This is a genomic window from Lentimonas sp. CC4, assembly GCF_902728235.1.
Classification (GTDB): Bacteria; Verrucomicrobiota; Verrucomicrobiia; order Opitutales; family Coraliomargaritaceae; genus Lentimonas.
In genome coordinates, this window is record NZ_CACVBO010000002.1 from 347,815 (window position 1) to 368,121 (window position 20,307).

Annotated in this window: 13 protein-coding genes; 12 read left to right on the top strand and 1 reads right to left on the bottom strand. The window is 50.8% G+C overall.

Translation table 11 applies throughout. From position 1 onward, the window contains the following. Positions 1–7 precede the first annotated feature (7 nt). The gene (locus GZZ87_RS18075) at positions 8–1,990 is read right to left on the bottom strand and encodes an ATP-binding protein (protein WP_162025947.1); all 1,983 of its coding nucleotides are present in this window, start codon (positions 1,988–1,990) and stop codon (positions 8–10) included. A gap of 184 nt (positions 1,991–2,174) precedes the next feature. Between GZZ87_RS18075 and GZZ87_RS18080 the strand changes: the two genes are divergently transcribed. From GZZ87_RS18080 to GZZ87_RS18135, 12 genes are all read left to right on the top strand, one after another. Then, positions 2,175–2,969 (top strand): PEP-CTERM sorting domain-containing protein, encoded by a 795-nt coding sequence (locus GZZ87_RS18080; RefSeq protein WP_162025946.1) that lies wholly within the window; start codon positions 2,175–2,177, stop codon positions 2,967–2,969. Positions 2,970–3,168: 199 nt separating this feature from the next. After that, a complete protein-coding gene (locus GZZ87_RS18085) occupies positions 3,169–4,599 on the top strand; it encodes an alpha-L-fucosidase (RefSeq protein WP_162025945.1) in 1,431 nt (476 codons plus the stop codon). 101 nt (positions 4,600–4,700) lie between these two features. Next, complete coding sequence (locus GZZ87_RS18090; RefSeq protein ID WP_348534082.1) at positions 4,701–6,173, top strand: arylsulfatase; 1,473 nt, start codon at positions 4,701–4,703, stop codon at positions 6,171–6,173. Positions 6,174–6,184: 11 nt separating this feature from the next. Next, the gene (locus tag GZZ87_RS18095) at positions 6,185–6,889 is read left to right on the top strand and encodes a GDSL-type esterase/lipase family protein (RefSeq protein ID WP_162025943.1); all 705 of its coding nucleotides are present in this window, start codon (positions 6,185–6,187) and stop codon (positions 6,887–6,889) included. Positions 6,890–6,946: 57 nt separating this feature from the next. Further along, entirely contained in the window at positions 6,947–8,677 is a 1,731-nt protein-coding gene (locus GZZ87_RS18100) for an arylsulfatase (protein WP_162025942.1), read from the top strand. A gap of 65 nt (positions 8,678–8,742) precedes the next feature. Next, positions 8,743–10,209 (top strand): arylsulfatase, encoded by a 1,467-nt coding sequence (locus tag GZZ87_RS18105; protein ID WP_162025941.1) that lies wholly within the window; start codon positions 8,743–8,745, stop codon positions 10,207–10,209. Positions 10,210–10,257: 48 nt separating this feature from the next. Further along, positions 10,258–11,727 carry an alpha-L-fucosidase gene (locus GZZ87_RS18110; protein WP_162025940.1) on the top strand — a complete coding sequence of 490 codons (1,470 nt, stop codon included), beginning with the start codon at positions 10,258–10,260 and terminating at the stop codon, positions 11,725–11,727. Positions 11,728–11,749: 22 nt separating this feature from the next. Further along, positions 11,750–13,246: a sulfatase-like hydrolase/transferase gene (locus GZZ87_RS18115; protein WP_244648070.1), complete on the top strand. Its 1,497-nt coding sequence runs from the start codon at positions 11,750–11,752 to the stop codon at positions 13,244–13,246. A gap of 63 nt (positions 13,247–13,309) precedes the next feature. After that, positions 13,310–15,199 (top strand): glycoside hydrolase family 97 protein, encoded by a 1,890-nt coding sequence (locus tag GZZ87_RS18120; RefSeq protein WP_162025939.1) that lies wholly within the window; start codon positions 13,310–13,312, stop codon positions 15,197–15,199. Positions 15,200–15,272: 73 nt separating this feature from the next. Next, positions 15,273–17,015 carry an alpha-L-fucosidase gene (locus GZZ87_RS18125; RefSeq protein ID WP_162025938.1) on the top strand — a complete coding sequence of 581 codons (1,743 nt, stop codon included), beginning with the start codon at positions 15,273–15,275 and terminating at the stop codon, positions 17,013–17,015. Positions 17,016–17,058: 43 nt separating this feature from the next. Beyond that, a complete protein-coding gene (locus tag GZZ87_RS18130) occupies positions 17,059–18,714 on the top strand; it encodes a glycoside hydrolase family 172 protein (RefSeq protein WP_348534083.1) in 1,656 nt (551 codons plus the stop codon). Between the two features lie 40 nt (positions 18,715–18,754). Beyond that, positions 18,755–20,206 carry a sulfatase-like hydrolase/transferase gene (locus GZZ87_RS18135; protein WP_162025937.1) on the top strand — a complete coding sequence of 484 codons (1,452 nt, stop codon included), beginning with the start codon at positions 18,755–18,757 and terminating at the stop codon, positions 20,204–20,206. The last annotated feature ends 101 nt before the right edge of the window (positions 20,207–20,307 follow it).

The following is a 20,307-nucleotide window of genomic DNA, read 5'->3' on the forward strand; positions in this document are numbered from 1 at the left end:
GTTGAAGTTATAGGGAGCGCGAGCGGTGGCGTAGTCGCAGGGTGATTGTGGTTCCGCCGTCGGCGGGGGGTTCGACGGTTAATTTTGCTTTGAGCAGCCGAGCGCGACGTTTGAGTGAGGCGGGAGAGGTTTCGACGCCTTGTCCGTTATCGCTTACGCTTAGGCAGGTTTCTTTTTTGCTGGCGACTACGGTGGTTTTTGCGTGGGTGGCGTTGGCGTGGCGAATGATGTTAGTGATGCATTCTTTGTAGAAAAGAGCGAGGTCGATTCGTTTGCGGGCTGGGAGGCTTTGCAGTAGCTCTTCGTTCTCAAACGAGAGCTCATGATCCAGATCGTTGCTGAGTAGTTCTGCCGTCCTCTTGATTTCTACGACGAGGTTGGTGTGGAGCCCCTTGGCTTCCAGCATGTTTGTGCAGTATTTAGCGGTTTTCCCCGCATGGGTGGTGAGTGTGCGGATTTCTTCCACATAGTGCACCAGTTGATCCCACCTGCCGCTTTGATCCGTCTCGTTGACTTCCTGTTTCGCTAGATCGCCGAAAAGTCCGATTGCATGTAGGTTTGCGCCGAGTTCGTCGTGTAGGTTTGCGGCGATTCTTTCGCGAGTTTGACTGATGGCGCGTTGTCGCCTCCCTCGTTCGATCAGTATGATGATGATGGTGCCTGCAGCGAGTAGGGCGGCGAGCCATTGCATGCGTCGCAGGTTGGTCTTTTGGAGATCATAACGGAGTGTCAGCTCTGCGGCTACTAACGGACGCATCTTTTCAAGATCATGCCGCCGGGCTAGTTGATTCATCCATTCACGCATGGGTAGGATTTGTCCGTAGTAGTTCAGTCCATCCGTTAAGCGGTAAAGGGCGCTGTTTGAAGCAACTAAGCCGGGGCTGATGCTGACGGTCGAGCCTAGTGCACTATTTGTTCCGTTGGACAAGACTTCGATTTCCGCAAAGGCAATTTCAGCCCGATTATCTTGCCATGAGACGACGGGGTGATGATCCACAATCTCGATCCGAATATAGCGGCATAGTTTTTCGGGGAAACGCTGCATGATGATGGGGCCGAAATCGAAAATCGATTGCTGTTGATATTCGAACAGGGACGCTTGGTCTGAGAAGTCGGAGCGGGTGCCCCCTGTAGCGCGAACATGGCGTGGCACGCCCCAACTGTCTAACCGCGTGATCGGTATGGAGAGGGCCAAGTTTGCTGCGTGTAGGTTGAGTTGATTTACCAGCTGCGGTTTTTTTAGATCGATCAACAAGTTGGGAGTCGACTCTAAGCCATTGACTTTAATTAGCGATGTTTGGCTAAAGGGTCCTTGGGGAGCATCCATTAAAAAAGGGGTAGCTCCATCCGTCAGATTTCGCTCGTGCCGAGGTCCGTTGGGAGCTTTTGTGGGCTTTGGCGTGATGACGGGTTTGTGCAGTGCCACATTTTCCATCCCGCTGAAAACGAGGATCTCAGAGAGTTGGAGTAAATATTTCCTGCTGCTTATGTAGCGTGTCAAAGCGGTGGCTTCGATGCGAATCCATGAGGCTGTGATGGGTTTAAAAGATACAGCCAATGGGGCAATACGTGGCAGCAATTCGTCTTCAGCGGAGAAAGTCGCCACGACATTGCTTGTATCACTGGTTCCGGCAATAATACGAAATGCGGAGGGGAAACCTTCCGAGCGGAGGCCGGTATCCGGATCGCGATACAGTGTCGGCACCAGGACGATTTGATCGACGGTGATCGCCTCTCCCAGCTCGATGCGAATCCATTCCGCTGCACTGGGCTCTTCGTGTGATCCTGAGCGGTATCCCACCGCACCCGCGCCACTTCGTAAGGTGTAGCTGGAAAGTTGTTCGAGTTCGGCGTCAATGTCGATCAGCCTTTGCTCCAATTCTGTCAGAGATAATTCGTCCAGCCGGATTCCCGGTTCTCCTGTATTCGCCGTAGCAGTGAGTATGCCTGCCAGTAGAAGGGAAATAGCTATAGTTTGAAGTCGCTTCATCGGAATCGTTTAGAACGTCATCCCATGGTTCGCAACTAGTGTGTGGCGGTCAATCGTTCACTTGCGAAACCCCCAGAAAACAGGGGGTTTTCGGATTTTTTAAATTCCTATACAATGTTGTCTGAATTTTGAAGGAAAAATGACCTATCTACTTGCATAAACAGAACCCTTAGAATGACCCATCATGAAAACTAAAAAAACACTATCTACACTGATCGCATCTCTGCTGATGGCAGGAGCCGCGCAGGCTTCCACCATTGTTTACCAGGATACTTTTGGCGACGGCGATTTAGCTGTGAATGCAGGGACTGGAGGTGGAGCAGTCAATCGCACGATCTCTTTTGGCACATGGTCTGAAGCTTCCGGCGAGGCTGCGTTCTCGTCTACCAATGGTCGTTACTCTCGCAATGGTATTTTGTATGCCTCAAATGCATTTCAATCTTCGGGTGGTTTCCAGTTGGATGTCGATTACACTATTGGTTCACTAAACGATAGTGGCGGAAATTATTTCTCTTTCGGTATTGTCAGTAGCGAGACAGACTTTTCATCCTATGGCGATGCTGGTGATAGTAGTGACGATCCATTTGGTTCCATTACGAGTGTTTACAGCTTGGGTGTTAACATCACTGGTCCTAGTCGCGGCTTTAATTTTACAGATAGCTCCACAGTTATGTCTCTCGACGTATCGGGCGATAATGCACAATTTGTCGCGAATGCATCAACGGCTGTTTCAATCACAATCGGCACGGGTGGTGCTTGGAGTTACTCTATCGGTGGGGTAGAAGAAGCGACTGGAACCATCGTTGGCGGGTTCGACTTGACTAAGTCTTACCGCTTCGTCGCTTACGGACAAGACGACCAAGGCCCAAAGACACTTCAGTCCGTTACACTTACTGCCATTCCCGAGCCTAGCGCTTACGCTTTGCTTGCAGGTTTAACGGGTCTTGCGCTCGTCGTGGCGCGTCGCCGCCAGAGCTAGTTATTCTATTTAATATAGATTGCGTTAGCTTTATCTTTAAATCGACATTTCAAAGTCCGGCTCTCGATTTGGGAGACGGGCTTTTTTAATCAAGTAAGACTCTAATCACGTGAATAAGTGACATGCAGGGCGCTGGATTAAGTGTATCATTAATAATAATACGATGAATGTCAGTCGCTCTAATCGCCTTTTAAGTATAATGAATTTCAAGAAACATCCACTCCTCTTGTGTGCCCTCACGGCTCACATGCTCTTTAACGTAAGCGCCTTCGCACACGTCATCCCGGAGCCGACCGAAGATAAGAGCACTGGGCGGGCGGCTTGGCTTGATGAGGCTAAATACGGTCTGTTTATCCACTGGGGCGTCTATTCAACTTTGGCTAATGGCGAGTGGGTGATGGCTCGCAGCACGATTCCGGTTGTAGAATACAAGGAAATGGCTGCGAAGTTTAACCCGACAAAATTTGACGCGGATGCGTGGGTGGCGGTCGCTAAAAACGCTGGGATGAAATACATCACCATTACCAGCAAGCACCACGACGGTTTCGCGATGTTTGATTCGGATGTTAGCGACTACAATATCGTCGATTACACGCCATTCAAGCGCGACGTCTTGCAGGAACTGAAAGAAGCCTGCGATAAGGCGGACATCAAACTTGGGTTCTATTACTCGCAGACTCAGGATTGGGAATTCCCAGGTGGTGCCGGACGTAAATGGGATCTTCCTGCGCAGCGTGGAGATTTTCGGAATTACATCGACACCAAGGGTCTTCCACAGTTGCGCGAGATCATGCAATATGACCCGACACATATCTGGTTTGATACGCCGCACTCGACCAACGTAGAGCTTGCCCGTGAGTTTGAGGCGGTCGTGCGCGAGATTGATCCAGATACAATCATTAATAGCCGTTTGATGTATCACGGTAATCAGGTTGAAGGCCTCAAGCCCGAGCAACTCACTGAGCTTACGGATATTGGCGTCGACTTCCTTTCCTACCGCGATCGCACGATTCCGCCGCACAGCCCTTGGGAATATTGGGAGACCTGTATGACCTTGAACGGTGCTTGGGGTTACCGAGCGTCAGACCATAACTGGAAATCGCCTAAAGCGGTCGTCATGCAACTCGTTGAAGTCGTGAGCAAGGGTGGGGCGTTCTTGTTGAATGTCGGGCCAACTGCAGAAGGCGAAATTCCTGCGCCTGCCATCGAGAGCCTGGAAGCCGCTGGTGATTGGTTGAAAGTCAATGGCGAAGCCATCTACGGCGCGCGCGGAACGATCTTTGAAGGACAGGGGGAATTTAAAAATATCACAGCTGCCGAGCAAGCGGCGCTTGATGCCGAAGCATTGGCGACGGGTGCGGGCAAAGCGAAGAAAGGTCACAAGCAAAAGGATTACGCCTGGCTCGCTACAGGCCGTGATGGGAAGCTTTACCTGCACTTCTTCCAGTGGCCGACCGAGCCAATGGTGCTGCATGGTTTTGATGCAGACAAGGTGACGGGTGCTTACTTTCTAGCAGATCCAGCTAAGGCCCCTGTCCAGTTTGAGCAAAATGGCGAAACGGTGACGATCATGCTACCAGCGAAGCCAGTTGATGAGTTGAACACAGTGCTCTGCCTGACTTTGGATTGATCCACTGGAATAATGTATAGAATGCCTCTTGCCCCGCATTGATGAAACTATCTATAAATCCCCTAAAACTTACGCTTACTCTAGGCCTTTGCTTTGTTAGTTTGGCCACTACGTATGCTGCGAACCGACCGAATATTATAGTCATTTACACCGATGATCAGGGTTACGGTGACGTCAGTGCGCTGAATCCGGACGCAAAGTTTCAGACACCGAATTTGGATCGTCTGGTGCATGAAGGCATCGCATTCACCAATGGGCATAGTCCCGATACAGTCTGCACACCGTCTCGTTATGGTTTACTGACCGGGCGCTATCCTTGGCGCACGGGTCGTAAGTCTGGAGTTTTAGGTGCTGAGGCTAAGTGTATGATACTTGATGGTCGCATGACTTTGGCGTCTTTGTTGAAGGAGAACGGCTATCATACGGCTATGGTGGGGAAGTGGCATTTGGGAATGGATTTCCCAGGCACGTCTAGAAATCGTGATTGGACGCAACCTGTAAAGGATATGCCTTTGGACAAGGGCTTTGATTATTTCTACGGTATCCCCGCCTCGTTGAATTTTGGGGTGTTGGCTTGGTTTGAAGGACGCTACGCCAAGGTGCCGCCGATGATGCGGACGAGTAAAAAGAGAAACCCGCGTTATGTGGATTACCGGATCATGCCGCCGTATGCTGACAGTGGCAAAGGGATGGAAATTGCATCCGACTTTATTGATAACCAGTGCCTGACGCGTTTTACCGATAAATCCATCGAGTGGATGGCGACTAAGGCTGCAGATGCGAAATTGGGTAAACCCTTCTTTCTGTATTTGCCCTACACTTCACCGCATTACCCGGTTTGTCCTTTGCCGGAATTCCATGGGCAGGGTGAAGCGGGTCCTTATGGAGAGTTTGTCATTGAGACAGATTATCATGTCGGTCGGATTCTCGAGTTTCTTAAGGCCGAAGGGCTGGATGAAAATACTCTGATCGTTTACACCAGCGATAATGGTCCCGAGAAATCATGGCCAAAACGCCTTAAAGAGACCGGTCATGATAGCCGAGGCGGTTTCCAGGGCGGCAAACGTTCACCGTATGAAGGCGGGCATCGGGTGCCTTTCTTGGTGCGCTGGCCCGTAGGTATCGAGCAAGCAGGGCGCGAGTGGCATGGCCTCGTCGGGCAGACGGATCTCTTGGCGACTTTCGCCGAGATCGTGGGCGGCACGTTGCCGGATGGTGCGGGAGAAGATAGCCAGAGCTTCGCCCCTGTGCTGACCGATGCGACAGCAGACTTTGATCGACTGCCTCTCATCAACCGTGGTGAAATAGACGGGCGTTATGCGATCACGGATGGCAACTGGAAACTGATTCTGCCAGCCAGTAAGAAGGGAGCTGCCGAATTATATGATTTAGCTTCCGATCGCGCAGAAACTAAAAACGTCGCCGCGCAACATCCTGAGAAGGTGGCGCAACTGCAAAAGCAGATCACCGCCATGGTCTTGAATGGCCGGACAACGCCTGGAGCCGTTCAGCCGAATGATACCGGTTACTGGAAGGAACTTACTTGGATGAATCGGTCCGATTTTAAGAAATAGAACTGCCCTCTATGAAAATTAGAAGACTCATCATCGCAGCGGTGTCGCTAATTCTATTAGCTGCGCAATCAGTCAATGCGGAATCGGTGATCCGTATCACTTGTGTTGGCGATAGTAATACGAAGGCAGGTTACCCAGCGTTGCTGGAGGAAGCACTGGGAGAGGGTTGGAAGACCATCAACTGCGGTATGGGTGCAGCGACTGTCATTGAGGGCACTCTGCGGCCATTTCATAAAATCCCGGAATATGAGAAGGCGATTCAATCGAATCCTGACATTGTCATTATCATGCTGGGAACGAACGACGCCAATCCTCGATGGTGGGATGATCCTGAGCGTAAAACCCCGTTTCAAGGTTCCGCCGCTGAGGAATTTATGGCGGGCTACCTGAAGTTGATCGATACGTTTCAGGCTCTGCCCAGTAGACCACAGATATTTGTCGCGACCCCATTGCCTGTCTTTCCAGAAGCTGAGAAGCGGGAACATATGAAGGCCGAACGGATCGGGCGGCGCGATAATCTGGTTCGTCACATCATACCCATAATCGAGAAGATTGCCGAAGACCCTGAGATAACGCTTATCGATATCCAATCCGCTATGGCTGGTCAGCAGAAGAACTGCAGGGATGGGGTGCATTACAATAATATCGGCAAGAAGATGATGGCAGATGTATTTGCTAACAGCATCCAGCAGCACGCTTCAAAACGAGTGAAGTGAACACGAATTAATGAAAGTGCATTTGTTGATAAATTTAAAACCTCCTAACCCCAATTAATGAAATTATATACGAACCCACTCAAGCTTACGCTTTCTCTCGGCCTCTGTTTCATGAGTTTAATCAGTGCACATGCAGCTGACCGACCGAATGTCATTTTGATCATTACAGATGATCAGGGCTACGGTGATATCGGAGCGCATGGCAATCCCATCTTGAAGACGCCGAATCTGGACAAGCTGCATAGCGAGTCGCTGCGCTTCACCGATTTTCATAGTAGTCCATTCTGCACGCCCACGCGGGCGGCTGTGATGACGGGGCGTTACCCCGAGCGCACGGCAGCGTTTCGCACCAGTAGCGGGCGCACACTGATGCATCCGGATGAGGTGACCATGCCGGAGATTTTTGCAGCGAATGGTTACGCCACGGGCTTGGTCGGTAAGTGGCATTTGGGCGATAACGCACCGCATCGTCCGCAGGATCGAGGCTTTCAAGAGGTGCTCTGGCATAAAGCGGGGGGTGTTGGGCAGGGGCCTGATTACTGGGGCAATAGGTATTTCAACGACACTTACGAGCGAATCAAAGCGGGAAGTAAACAGGGGAGTTTAGAGAAGTTTGCAGGTTATTGCACGGACGTCTGGTTTTCGGAGGCAGCTGATTTTGTGGAGCGACATCAGGACGCGCCGTTTTTTCTCTACCTTGCGACGAACGCACCGCATTCACCTTATATTGTCGGTGAAGAATGGAGTGCTCCTTATCGGGATATTGAAGAGAAGTCCGTGCCAGAATTCTTTGGGATGATTGCAAATCTGGATCATAATCTAGGTTTACTCCGCCAGCATTTGCAGGACTTGGGCCTAGCGGAGAATACCATCCTTATTTTCATGAGCGATAACGGCACGGCGAAAGGACGGAGCGTTTACAACGCCGATATGAAAGGCGGCAAGTCGAGTATCTTTGATGGCGGTCACCGCATCCCGTTTTTCTTTCATTGGCCTAAGGGCGATCTCGCATCGCCGCAGGATGTGCCCGGCTTGGCTGCGCATTTGGATATTCTGCCGACCTTGGCGGATCTCTGTGGATTGAAACTCCCGAAAGCGTATGCGCCTGATGGCGTCACGCTGACTCCGATTTTGAAAGACCCGAAGGCTACTTCACCGCGCGATATTTATGTGGTTCAATATCATGGAGGTGTCGGACTTAAAGAACCGATTGAGGCTTGGAATAAATCTGCGGTGATCGCAGATCGTTGGAGATTAATAGAAGGTGAGGAACTCTTTGATATTAAGCAGGATCCCGGGCAACGAAAGGATGTGGCGGCCGAATATCCCGAAGTGGTGGAGCGGCTGCGCGCGGAGTATTTGCCATGGTGGAAGTCCGTCTCACCGCGCATGACGATTGTTCGTATCGATCTGGGTAATCCCGACGAAAATCCCGTTCATTTAAATTCACAAGATTGGGTGATGCAGGGAACGAATCCGCCTTGGTCGCAAGGAGCGATTTCGAGGCGACCCAAGGTGACGGGGCCGTGGATGGTCGACGTTAAAAAAGCAGGCACTTATCAGTTCACCTTGCGCCAACGCCCCGAGGAAGCCCCCGAAGCGATTCAGGCAGTCCGCGCTAAGATCGAGATTGCGGGTCAAAACAAGGAGGTCGAGATACCGAAGGGAGCGAATTCGGTGGTGTTCACCTTGGATCTACCAGTGGGCGAAGCCGAACTGATCACATATTTCTATGACAAAAAAGGAAACGCCGGAGGTGCTTACTACACTGAGGTGGAAGCTCTTTAATCTTCAAAATCAAAATCATTTGCTGAGGTTTAAATACCTAAGCGACATCATTAACCCTAATCAAAATGAGAACTCTAATAAAATCCCTCTGCACGCTTTCCTTGGCGACTTCAGCCATCACCTCTTCGCTCTTCGCGACGACCGCAAAGCCGAATGTCATCTTTATCTTCGCAGACGACATGGGCTATGGCGAAATTCAGGCTTTAAACCCAGAGCATGGTTTGATTCCAACGCCGCACCTCGACCGTTTGGCGGCGGAGGGCATGGTATTCACGGATGCGCATACGACTTCGTCTGTTTGCACGCCCTCGCGTTATGGCTTGCTCACGGGACGCTATAATTGGCGGACGACTTTGCAGACTTTTGTCTTGGGTGATAATGCGGATCCGCTCATCGCGAAAGATCGGATGACTTTAGGGCATCTTTTTCAAGAGCAAGGCTATCATACCGCTATCTTCGGTAAATGGCATTTGGGTTTTAAAAATACCGTCCCTGCTGAGCTCAAAGATGTGCCTCGACCTCGCAAGACGGATAGCCGTTTCGTCGGGCCTGTGCCGATTGGAAGTAAGGTCGAGGAGGGACCGATCACGCGGGGCTTTGATACCTTCTTTGGTTTCCACCATGCGCGAAGCATGAGTAGTCTGATAGATGATGACACCTATATTGAAGAGGTCGATACAGATGAAGTTTTGGGTCGATTGACTGACGAGCTGACCAGCTATATTGATGCAAAAGCAGCGGACGCAAAATCAGGTAAACCCTTTTTTATCTACTTCCCCCAGAGTTCACCACACTCACCGATTGTTCCCGCTCCCGAGTGGAAAGGTAAGGGTGGGCTGGGCAATTACAGTGATTTCATCGCGAATACCGATGGTTCAGTTGGTGATGTGATGAAGGCTCTGGAGCGTAACGGACTGCGTGAGAATACCATTTTGATTTTCAGTGCGGACAATGGCAGTTCGGGAAATTCAAGCGAGGCCGAGGAACAAGGGCATCGCTCTCAAGCTCATTTTCGTGCTAGGAAGGCCAGCCTCTATGAAGGTGGGCATCGGGTGCCCTTTATCCTGAGCTGGCCTGCTCAGGTTGAGGCAGCATCTCAATTGAATCAACTAGTCAGCCTGTCTGATATGATGGCTACTTTTGCGGAAATGTTTGATCAGGAGCTGCCTGATCACGCGGCTGAGGATAGTATGAGTTTTCTTGCCGGGATTTACGGGAAGCCGATTACGAGCCCGCGCCAGGATGTAGTGCATCATGATAAAGCAGGCCGTTTTGCGATTCGAAAAGGCGACTGGAAGCTCCTTCTTGAGGGGCAGAAGCGGAGCAAGACCGGGCTCGATTATCAATTGTATGATTTGGGCAAAGATGTTTCGGAAACCAAGGATCTCGCAGCGGAAAATCCTGAGCGAGTGGAAGCGATGTTGGCTCTGCTCGAAACTTATATTGCGCAAGGCCGTAGCACACCAGGGGAAACGCAGCAAAACGATGCTGAAATTGATCTCTGGAAGAAAGGCATCGTTAAGAAAAAATAGAACCAATATAAGTAACCAAAAATCTACTATGAGATATAAAACCCTTTTATGAAATACACATCAAAAGTCCCATCCATACTGTTTGCGAGTGCGTTAACCTGTGCCTCAACACTCATTGCGCAGCCTCAAGAGCGTTCAGAATGGCAAGTGCCGGCAGTCGATGCTGAGTGGTTCAATGAAGCTAGGTTTGGCATGTTTATCCATTGGGGGCTCTATTCCGAGCTGGGTAGGGGTGAATGGGTGATGAACAAGGAGCGTATTCCCATCGCGGAATACAAGAAGTTCGCTGCTGAGTTTAACCCCGTGAAGTTTAACGCTGATGAATGGGTAGCGATCGCGAAGGCGGCGGGCATGAAGTATATGACGATTACCAGCAAACACCATGATGGCTTCGCACTGTTTGATTCGGAGGCCAGTGATTGGAATATAGTGGATGCGACGCCGTTTAAGCGGGACGTGATTAAGGAATTATCAGAGGCCTGTGCGAAGGAAGGGATCAAGTTTGGCGTCTACTACTCGCAAGCGCAGGATTGGACGCACCCCGGGGGCTCCATGTCGTCGAAAGGCTATTGGGATCCTGCTCAGGTAAACGATGCGAAAGCTTTTATCGAGTATGTCGAGACGGTCTCCATTCCTCAGATGAAGGAAGTGACCGAAATCGGCAATATTTCGCACCTGTGGTTTGATACACCTATTCGAATGAACGTCGATATTGCTCGGGAGATGATTCAAGAGGTTCGAGCGATCAAGCCGGATGTATTGCTGAACAGTCGTTTGATGTATCATGGTAATCAGGTCGAGGGACTTTACCCCGAGCATCTGGCTGAGTTACGTGAAATCGGTGTGGACTTCCTTTCATACCGTGATCGCACCATTCCGGCAGAGCCGTTTCCTGGATGGCAATGGGAGACGTGTATGACACTCAATGGATCGTGGGGCTACAATACCAGAGACACTGGTTGGAAAACACCCCAAGATGTCGTGAAAATGTTGACACAGTGCGCCAGTAAGGGAGGTAACTTTCTACTCAACTTCGGTCCCACGTCTGAAGGGGTGATCCCAGCAGAGGGCGTAGAGATTGTTAAACAGGTGGGTGATTGGTTACGCGTGAACGGTGAATCTATTTATGGCACGCAAGGTAGCACCCTGAGTAAGACCGGTGCGACTAGTGTCGGCCCCGGAGTGAATGCGGACGGCAGCATGAAGGAGGAGGCCGTGGTTGAAGGAAAAAAACGGAAACCAAAGAAGACGAAGCATCAAAAGGTCGCGTTCGACTGGCTCGCGACATCCCGCGCGGCAGTTGACGGTCAGCCTGCTAAAATTTACCTGAACATCTTTAACTGGCCGGGTGAATCCTTCGAGGTGCAGGGGATCGATGACACTGTGAGCAAGGCATACTTTTTGGCAGATACAGATCAGTCACCACTAGGATTTACTCAAAAAGAAGAGACTTTTACATTGAGTCTACCATCGACTGCGCCTGATCCGATTGGCACCGTTGTTTGTTTAGAATTTTAAAACTACCAACAGCAAACTGATCATGATTAAAATTCCACACCGGTTGACGGCAGCTATAATGCTCTGCTCGTTGGGCGTCACTGCGCTTGTTACGGCCGCTGACAAGCCAAACATTGTCTACATCCTCGCCGATGATCTAGGTTACGGGGACATCCAGGCATTGAATCCTGAAAACGGTAAAATACCCACGCCACATATCGATCAACTGGCTGCGGATGGGATGGTCTTTTCGGATGCACATACCAGTTCGTCGGTCTGCACGCCCAGTCGTTATAGTATTCTCACGGGTCGCTATAATTGGAGATCCACCTTGCAAGCAGGAGTGACTTGGGGCTTCGACGCGGCTTTGATCAAAGAAGATCGTTTGACGGTTGCGGGCTTCTTGCGAGAGCAGGGCTACACCACCGCGTGTATCGGGAAGTGGCATATCGGCATGGACATTCCATCGAAGAATGGGAAGCCCACTGTGGGGCGGGTGCCCAAAGAGGTGAATGTTGATTGGACGGGAGCGATTAAAAATGGTCCCGTCGATGTTGGCTTTGATTACTATTGGGGGCTCTCCGCCTCATTAGATATGGCGCCCTATGCGTATATCGAAAATAGACATTTTATTAAAGGCGAAGCGCTTTCTGAAATGAGGGGCAGGATTCTGAGCGCTCCCGGTTTTAGTAAAGAAGCCGCGCTGGGTGAAATTTGCGACAAGACGGTGGAATTCATTTCCGAGCAGTCCGAAGATAAACCCTTCTTTATTTATGTCCCTTTGACTTCGCCGCATACCCCGATTCTACCGACCGAAGCGTGGCGTGGAAAAAGTGGATTGAATAGTGTCTTTGCAGATTTTGTGATGCAGACGGACGCCGAGGTCGGGAAAATTATTGATGCGGTCGACGCAGCTGGTTTCGGTGAGAACACCATCATTATTTTTACCGCGGACAATGGCGTTTCGGGAGCCTCTAAACAGGGTGACCTTAAGAAGCAGGGGCATTTATCCAGCGCGCAGTATCGCGGCATGAAAAAGAGCATTTTCGAGGGTGGTCACCGCGTGCCATTTATTGTGCGCTGGCCTGCGGGTATTGAGCCTAAGAGTCAAAGTGATGAAGCGATATGCCTGACTGATTTGATGGCGACCTGTGCCGATCTATTGGCAGTGGAGCTACCCGATACAGCAGGTGAAGACAGCGTAAGCTTCTTTCCAGCATTCTCTAATAAACCGATTCAATCGACTCGTAAGGGTATCGTGCATCACTCGTATCAAGGAGAATTCGCCTATCGTTCCGGCAAGTGGAAACTGCTATTGACCAAGGTGGATTCAAAAAGGAATTCCACCGACCAACTCTATGACCTAGAGGCAGATCCCAGCGAAAGAAATAATTTGCATGCCACGCATCCTGAAGTGGTTCAGCGTTTGTTGACTGAACTACAATCCGATGTAGAGCGCGGTCGTAGCACGGCCGGCCCAAATCTGAAAAACGATGTAGCGGAAGTGAAGCTCTGGAAAAACGGGAAAGCGATTTGGTGAGCATAACGTATCCATTATTTAATTAAAGGAAGACTATATTAAACGCGAAAACTAGACATATTTATGAAATTTAAATCCATTTTAATCTTACTCATCCTTGTATGGGTCCTGCCCGTTCAAGCTGAGACCTACAAGGTGAAGTCGCCGGACGGTTTGGCTGTGCTTGAAATAGAATGCACTAACAATGAGTTGAGCTACAGTGTTACCTTGGACGGGAAGCCGCTTATAGAATCCTCGCCGATGTCTTTGGTTGAGAGTCCGAATTATACGCTAATTGACAGTGTTTCTGAGGAAATCGATTCGACTTGGGAGCCCACTTGGGGATCCTTCGGCGAGATTCGTGATCATGCCAACCGTATGACCCTCAAGCTGGATATATCCGGTATGCAAGTGGAGCTGTTGTGTCAGGTTTACAATGAGGGTCTTGGCATGCGTTTTTCCGTGCCGAGTCAGGATGGTTTGGCCGGCAAAGCCATTCTGCATACCATCGAATACAATCTTTTCGGAGAATTTAATGCGTATGGAGGCACCGGCGCTTCGAAAGACCCGCCTGGGCCTTTTCGCTCAGAAACTCTGACGGAGCAGGAGGCGGGAAAACTCTCAACGATTCCAGTCCTGCTGGAGATGGATGCAGGTCCATGGGTCGCTTTGTTGGAATCTGATCTTTATTCTGCCGAGTTGTTTCGGTCTGCTAGATTCTCCTTTGCAGATGGAAGCTTTCACAACGAAGCTAAGGTGAAGGCAGCCGAAGAATCATTTGTGACTCCTTGGAAGGTCATCCTTTGGGCTGACCAAGCCGGCGGCTTTCTAGCCAATACGGTGCCGCATAATCTGGCTGCTCCCTGTGAGCTCGAGGACACTTCCTGGATCAAGGTCGGTAAAGGCTTATGGGATTGGCGGATACACGAATATGACAATGGCGATTTCAAGTATGGCATCGATACGAGGAGCTACTTGCGTCAGATCGACTTCTGCGCAGGGAATAATGTCGAATACCTGACGATCGATGACCACTGGTTCCTCTCAGCAGAGAACGGTCAGATGGAGATTTCGCCTGAAGTCGATATCGAGAAGGTGATGGCCTATGCGGAAGAAAAGGGCGTTGGAATCATGCTGTATTATGACCAGAAGAAAGGGAAGTTTGGAGACGATTTGATCTTCGACTACTACGCCAAGTTGGGTGCGAAGGGTATGAAATATGGATTCCGTGGTAATAACCCGGGGTTCACCCGCATGGCGATTCAAAAGGCTGCGGAAGCGAAGCTGATGATCTTCTTCCACGATGGGCCGACTCCTATGGTCGGTGTGGAACGCACTATGCCGAACTTTATCTCCCGCGAGTATGGGCATGGGCAGCAGGATGCCCGGCGCGTGTTTTCACCAACCGGCTTCCTCAAAGCCGCTATGATTAATGGTCTTAGTGGCCCGATTGATATGTCGAATGGTAACTTCGGCATCAACAGCATCAACGCCGGAGAACGCGCTAAGGGTCCGAGAAAGTTAAATAGCTACGTGACCACCGTCGTCAGCGAAGTGGCGCGGTGCATTATCATTAACAGTGGACTCGTCACCTTGCCGGATGCGCCTGAGGAGTATCTTAAGAAGGCGGACCTGTTTGAGGCGATTGAGCAGATGCCAGCGAGTTGGGACGAGACAGTCGTGCCGCTCAGTAAGATGGCGGAATATCTCACATTGGGACGCCGTTCGGGTGATACCTGGTTCCTCGCGAGCGCGAACAACGAAGCCGCGAGGACTTTGGAAATTCCGCTGGATTTCCTCGATGCGGGTGTGGATTACGAGGTGACTCTCTACGAAGACACGCCGGAGACACACGGCAAAGAGAATCCCGAGGCATATGCCATTTCTAAGAAAACTGTTAAGGCCGGTGATACGCTCACTGCCGCTATGGCGATGGGCGGAGGGCATGTCGCGATTCTCAAACCTGTTAAGTAAATGGGCATTCCCGACTGGTCGCCATCACCTTTTAAGTCATTCGAAACAACCCCCACTTATTCTGAAATCCCCCATGCAACAAGCATTCTTACTCTATGCGGCCATGTGTGGTCTTAGCCTCAGTCCACTTAAAGCGCTTGAGGCAAAGCCTGAGACCGAAGTAGCCTATCAAGAGCGCATGCAGTGGTTTACCGATGCGCAATTCGGGCTCTTTATCCACTACGGAGTCTATTCGACTCTAGGCGGCGAGTGGCAAGGGAAGCCGGTGCAGAAATATGCGGAGTGGATTCAGCGCTGGGGAGCGATTAAAACAGATGAATACATCCCGCTGGCTGCGAACTTCCGTCCCGACAAGCTGGATGCGGACCTTTGGGTGAAGACCGCAAAAGAAGCGGGCATGAAGTATATGGTGATTACTGCTAAGCACCATGAGGGTTTCTGCTTGTGGGACAGTGAACTCACCGAATACGACCTCGGTGATACCAACGACTTCGACCGTGATATCCTCGGAGAGCTTAAGGCGGCCTGTGATAAATACGGTCTCAAGTTCGGCACCTATTATTCGATCCTCGATTGGCATCATCCGACCCAGCGAATCGAGCAAGCGGGATTCCAAAGCCCAATGAGCGACAAGGCGGCCTACACCGCCTATATGAAAGGTCAGCTCAAAGAACTGATCGAGCGCTATGACCCCGCGATTATGTGGTTTGACGCGGATTGGGTGCGCTGGTGGCAGGAAGAGGACGGCACCGATCTCTACAACTACCTCCGCGAGCTCAGCCCGAAAATGATTATCAACAATCGCTACTCCAAGCGTGGTCCCACCGTAAAGGATTTCGGGACACCGGAAAACTCAACACCTGGTGCGGCACTCGATCACATCTGGGAAGCCTGCTGGACGGTCAATCACTCTTGGGGCTACAAGAAGAGTGATACTCGCTGGAAGAGCGCGGAGCAGCTGATTCAGAAACAGATCGATATCAATACCAAGGGCGGTAATTTACTTTTGAATGTGGGTCCATACGGCGATGGCTCATGGCCGGAAGCCTCAACGGAACTCCTGTTGCAAATGGGGGAGTGGAACCAAAAGCACACTGAAGCCGTTTATGAAACAGATTATTTGGCTGCAATTCCGCAGAAGTGGGGCAGGCTCGCCCAGTCCAAGACTGCGGATGTGGAAAGTGGAGAAATTTTTGCATATATTTTCGATTGGCCCACGGACGGAATGCTGAAAATCCGTGGGGTGACTGCAGCTGAAGTGGACGCGACCACGTATGATGGAAAGAGCCTGCCGGTAACCGTGGGCTCAGAGGATCTTGAACTGGATCTTTCATCCGCAACCGAGCACCCCAACGCGACGGTGCTACGCCTGAAATACAGCGGCGGTCTCAAAACCAAGGAGATCACCAATGAACTCGAATTAACTGGGAACGAACTCATTCTGCAGGCCGGCACCGCCGAACTTTCTGGCAGTGCGCTTACGTTAAAAGAGAACACCGTGCTCGCCGGATGGAGCGCCCCGTCGGATGTCGCCACTTGGGATTTTAATGTGCCGGCACCGGGTAAATATACCGCGGTGATCCGCTACTCATTAGAGTCCAAGCGGAAGGTCATCGGGGATTTGAAAGTCGGGGACAAGGCGCTGAAGGGAAGATTCGAGCCGACCCCATCTGTGGAAGAGTTCAATTTGATTGATCTTGGTGAAATGAACCTGAACGAAGTCGGCGATACGAAATGCTCTATCAAGTTCTCGAAGATCGGCGCCGATACGCAACTGAATGTGCAGACGATTTATTTCGTTCCCGTTTCAGATTAGTGAAATGACATTCAACCAGACTTAAAATTAAAAAAACATCATCATGAAAAAATCATTCATTTTAATATCAGGTAGCATCTTGTTACTACTAGGTGTCGCCTGTGCGTCAAATGGCGGAGCACCCGCGACCAAAACAGTGACGATAGAGTCTCTTCTGCATGAGATGGTGGATCGCGACGCGGTTGCATCGTTTCCAGAAGAGGATTTCAGACTGAAACTGGCGAGCAGCTATAACCGCAAATCACTGACTGGTCCTGAAGATGAAAGAGGGTGGTTTTTCAATAGTGATCTAAACCGCAGCCTGAAGGATGGGAACTTTGTTCGGATCGAAGAGAACAACGGCCGTGAAGAGGTCGTTTTGATGGACGTAGCAGGGCCAGGTGCGGTCGTTCGCAGTTGGATACCTTGGCGAAGTATCGGCAATCCTGGGCGCGAGTCTCTTATTTGGCGTGTCTACATTGATGGCTCGGATACACCTGTGATCGAAGGGGATCAGCACGAGCTTTTCCAAGGGAAGGGCTTGGTTCCGTTTCCACTGGCGCATGAATCACTGCGATCCGCAGTATCGTTTTTCCCGATCCCATATGCGAAGAGCTGCAAGATCACCTTGGAAGGTGTGCCTTTCTTCTACCAGATCCATTACCGGGAGTATGACAAATCGGTCGATGTGAAATCCTTCACGATGGAAGACTTTGAGGCGGCTTTGCCACTGACGGCAAAAGTCGGCGAACAGCTTTTGAATCCTCAAGTCGATACCTCAGGTCAGGCCGTTTCGCTGGAAACTCAGCTTGCCCAAGGCGAAGAGAAGTCGGTCGCACTGCCGGCAGGCACTGCTGCGGTGCGTCATCTTTCGGTAAAGCTCGGTGACTATTCGGATCCGGAAGTGACTCGGAAAGTCATATTAAAAATCAATTTTGACGGCAAGGAAACCGTCTGGTGCCCCATCGGCGATTTCTTTGGGAGTGGGATTGGATTGCACCCCTTCCAAGGTTGGTATCGCACCGTGGATGAGGACGGAACGATGACCGCACGCTGGGTGATGCCCTACAAGCAAGCAGGCTCGATCTCGATTTTGAACCTAAATGAGGCGCCGGTGGATGTGACACTGAATGCAACGGTGGGTGACTACGAATGGACTCAAGACTCGCTCTACTTCCATGCAGGGTGGCGCGGCCAATATCCAGTCAATACCGAGCCTAAGTCGGACTGGAATTACATTACGACTGCAGGGCGCGGTGTGCTTGTGGGCGATACCCTGACGATCATGAATCCACTAGACGGCTGGTGGGGTGAAGGGGACGAGAAGATCTGGACGGACGGGGAAGCATTCCCTTCCAACTTCGGCACCGGCACCGAGGATTATTATGCCTACTCATGGGGCGGTTCGAGCACCGACTTTTACGATCACCCGTTTCATGCCCAGCCGCGGGCACACACGTTCAACAAGTTGAACCGTAAAAGTAAGGGAGATAAAGTAAAGACGACTAAAGGCTACAGCACCGAGACCCGGACTCGCTCGCTCGATACGATGCCGTTTTCTAAATCCCTGAAGCTTGACATGGAAGTCTGGACCAAAGGGCAGCGAGAGATGGGCTATGGAGTGGGAGTCTATTGGTATGGCGATGCGAGCACCACCACGAACCACAAGCCAGAGCCTACCGAAGTGCTCAATGTTCCGCCTCTACCCGATGGCATGTAAAGGCCTATTATCAGGATTCAAATCCATTTAAAAATCTACCATGAAATATAAAAACCTTATTCTACTGATAGCGACTGGCATGAGTGCTTCGCTTTTCGCCGCAAATGAAAAGCCGAATGTGGTCTTCATCTTCACGGATGATCAAGCCTACGAGACGATTGGAGCGCTTGGCTTGGTCGATGTTGATACCCCGAATCTGGATCGGCTCGTCAACGAAGGCACCACTTTCTCGCATGCCTATAACATGGGTGCATGGTCTGGGGCCGTTTGTATGGCAAGCCGAACCTGCTTGAATACTGGGTCCTTTCTCTGGCAGGCGCAAGCCGCACTGAATGATGCGAAGAAAGGGAAGCGCAAAGTCTGGGGCCAGCTGATGAAAGACGCCGGCTACGAGACCTATATGACGGGGAAGTGGCATGTGCCGTATCCCGCCAAAAAAGCCTTTGATCACACGACTCATGTGCGCGCCGGTATGCCCAAGGCTGTTGTGGCAGGCTATAATCGACCTAAAGACGAAGCCGACTATGAAGCGGGCTGGAAGCCGTGGGATGTCTCCAAAGGAGGTTTTTGGCAGGGTGGTAAGCACTGGAGCGAGGTCGCTGCGGATGACAGCGTGGCCTTTATCGAGCAGGCAGCACAGACAGATAAGCCGTTTTTCATGTATCTGGCCTTCAATGCGCCACATGATCCGAGGCAAGCGCCGAAAGAATATGTCGATATGTATCCGCTGGATCGGATCAAGCTCCCGGAAAATTACGCGGATCTGTATCCCGACATGGGACCAGACGCGGTGCCGGTTATTCGCGATGAGAAGCTGGCGCCCTTTCCTCGAACGGAATATGCGATCAAGGTGAACCGGCAGGAGTATTTTGCGATTATTACACACATGGATGTGCAAATCGGTCGCATTCTCGATGCGCTTGAAGCTTCGGGCAAGGCGGACAACACTTGGATCATTTTCACGGCGGATCATGGTCTGGCGGTCGGACATCATGGACTGGTCGGAAAGCAGAATATGTATGAGCATTCCCTGCGTCCGCCTTTCATCGTTGTCGGACCCGGCGTGAAAGCAGGAGGCATCATTGATGCACCGATTTACCTTCAGGATGCGATGGCTACTGCATTGGAACTGAGTGGTCATCCGATACCTGAAGACATCGATTACAAAAGCGTTCTGCCTTTGCTAGATGGTCGCCGGGACAAAAACTACGATACGATTTTCGGGGCTTACATCGGCACGCAACGCGCGGTCATACGCGATGGTTGGAAGCTAATTGCCTATCCCAAAATTAAGAAACTAAAATTGTTCAACCTCAGCAAAGATCCTTTGGAAATGGAAGATCTTGCTCAGAATCCTGAGTATACGAGTGTCTTGAGCCGGATGACGGATCTTTTGGAGGAAACGATGGATGCACTGGGAGACCCGATGACCTCTCTGTCTACAGCCGATTATTCAGTGGCTGACAAGGCGGGAGAGGACGAGGATCACTAAACGATCCTTAGAGGTGCTCCTGCCTTAGTGGAATTTAATTAGTGTATTCCAGAGCTGGGTAGTTCTGCCTTTATGCGAAGTGGTCTAAGTCTTACGCTCCG

Bases quoted from the DNA above. Each gene is read 5' to 3' on its own strand.
- GZZ87_RS18075 (WP_162025947.1), bottom strand. From the start codon at position 1,990: ATGAAGCGACTTCAAACTATAGCTATTTCCCTTCTACTGGCAGGCATA.
- GZZ87_RS18080 (WP_162025946.1), top strand. From the start codon at position 2,175: ATGAAAACTAAAAAAACACTATCTACACTGATCGCATCTCTGCTGATG.
- GZZ87_RS18085 (WP_162025945.1), top strand. From the start codon at position 3,169: ATGAATTTCAAGAAACATCCACTCCTCTTGTGTGCCCTCACGGCTCAC.
- GZZ87_RS18095 (WP_162025943.1), top strand. From the start codon at position 6,185: ATGAAAATTAGAAGACTCATCATCGCAGCGGTGTCGCTAATTCTATTA.
- GZZ87_RS18100 (WP_162025942.1), top strand. From the start codon at position 6,947: ATGAAATTATATACGAACCCACTCAAGCTTACGCTTTCTCTCGGCCTC.
- GZZ87_RS18105 (WP_162025941.1), top strand. From the start codon at position 8,743: ATGAGAACTCTAATAAAATCCCTCTGCACGCTTTCCTTGGCGACTTCA.
- GZZ87_RS18110 (WP_162025940.1), top strand. From the start codon at position 10,258: ATGAAATACACATCAAAAGTCCCATCCATACTGTTTGCGAGTGCGTTA.
- GZZ87_RS18115 (WP_244648070.1), top strand. From the start codon at position 11,750: ATGATTAAAATTCCACACCGGTTGACGGCAGCTATAATGCTCTGCTCG.
- GZZ87_RS18120 (WP_162025939.1), top strand. From the start codon at position 13,310: ATGAAATTTAAATCCATTTTAATCTTACTCATCCTTGTATGGGTCCTG.
- GZZ87_RS18125 (WP_162025938.1), top strand. From the start codon at position 15,273: ATGCAACAAGCATTCTTACTCTATGCGGCCATGTGTGGTCTTAGCCTC.
- GZZ87_RS18130 (WP_348534083.1), top strand. From the start codon at position 17,059: ATGAAAAAATCATTCATTTTAATATCAGGTAGCATCTTGTTACTACTA.
- GZZ87_RS18135 (WP_162025937.1), top strand. From the start codon at position 18,755: ATGAAATATAAAAACCTTATTCTACTGATAGCGACTGGCATGAGTGCT.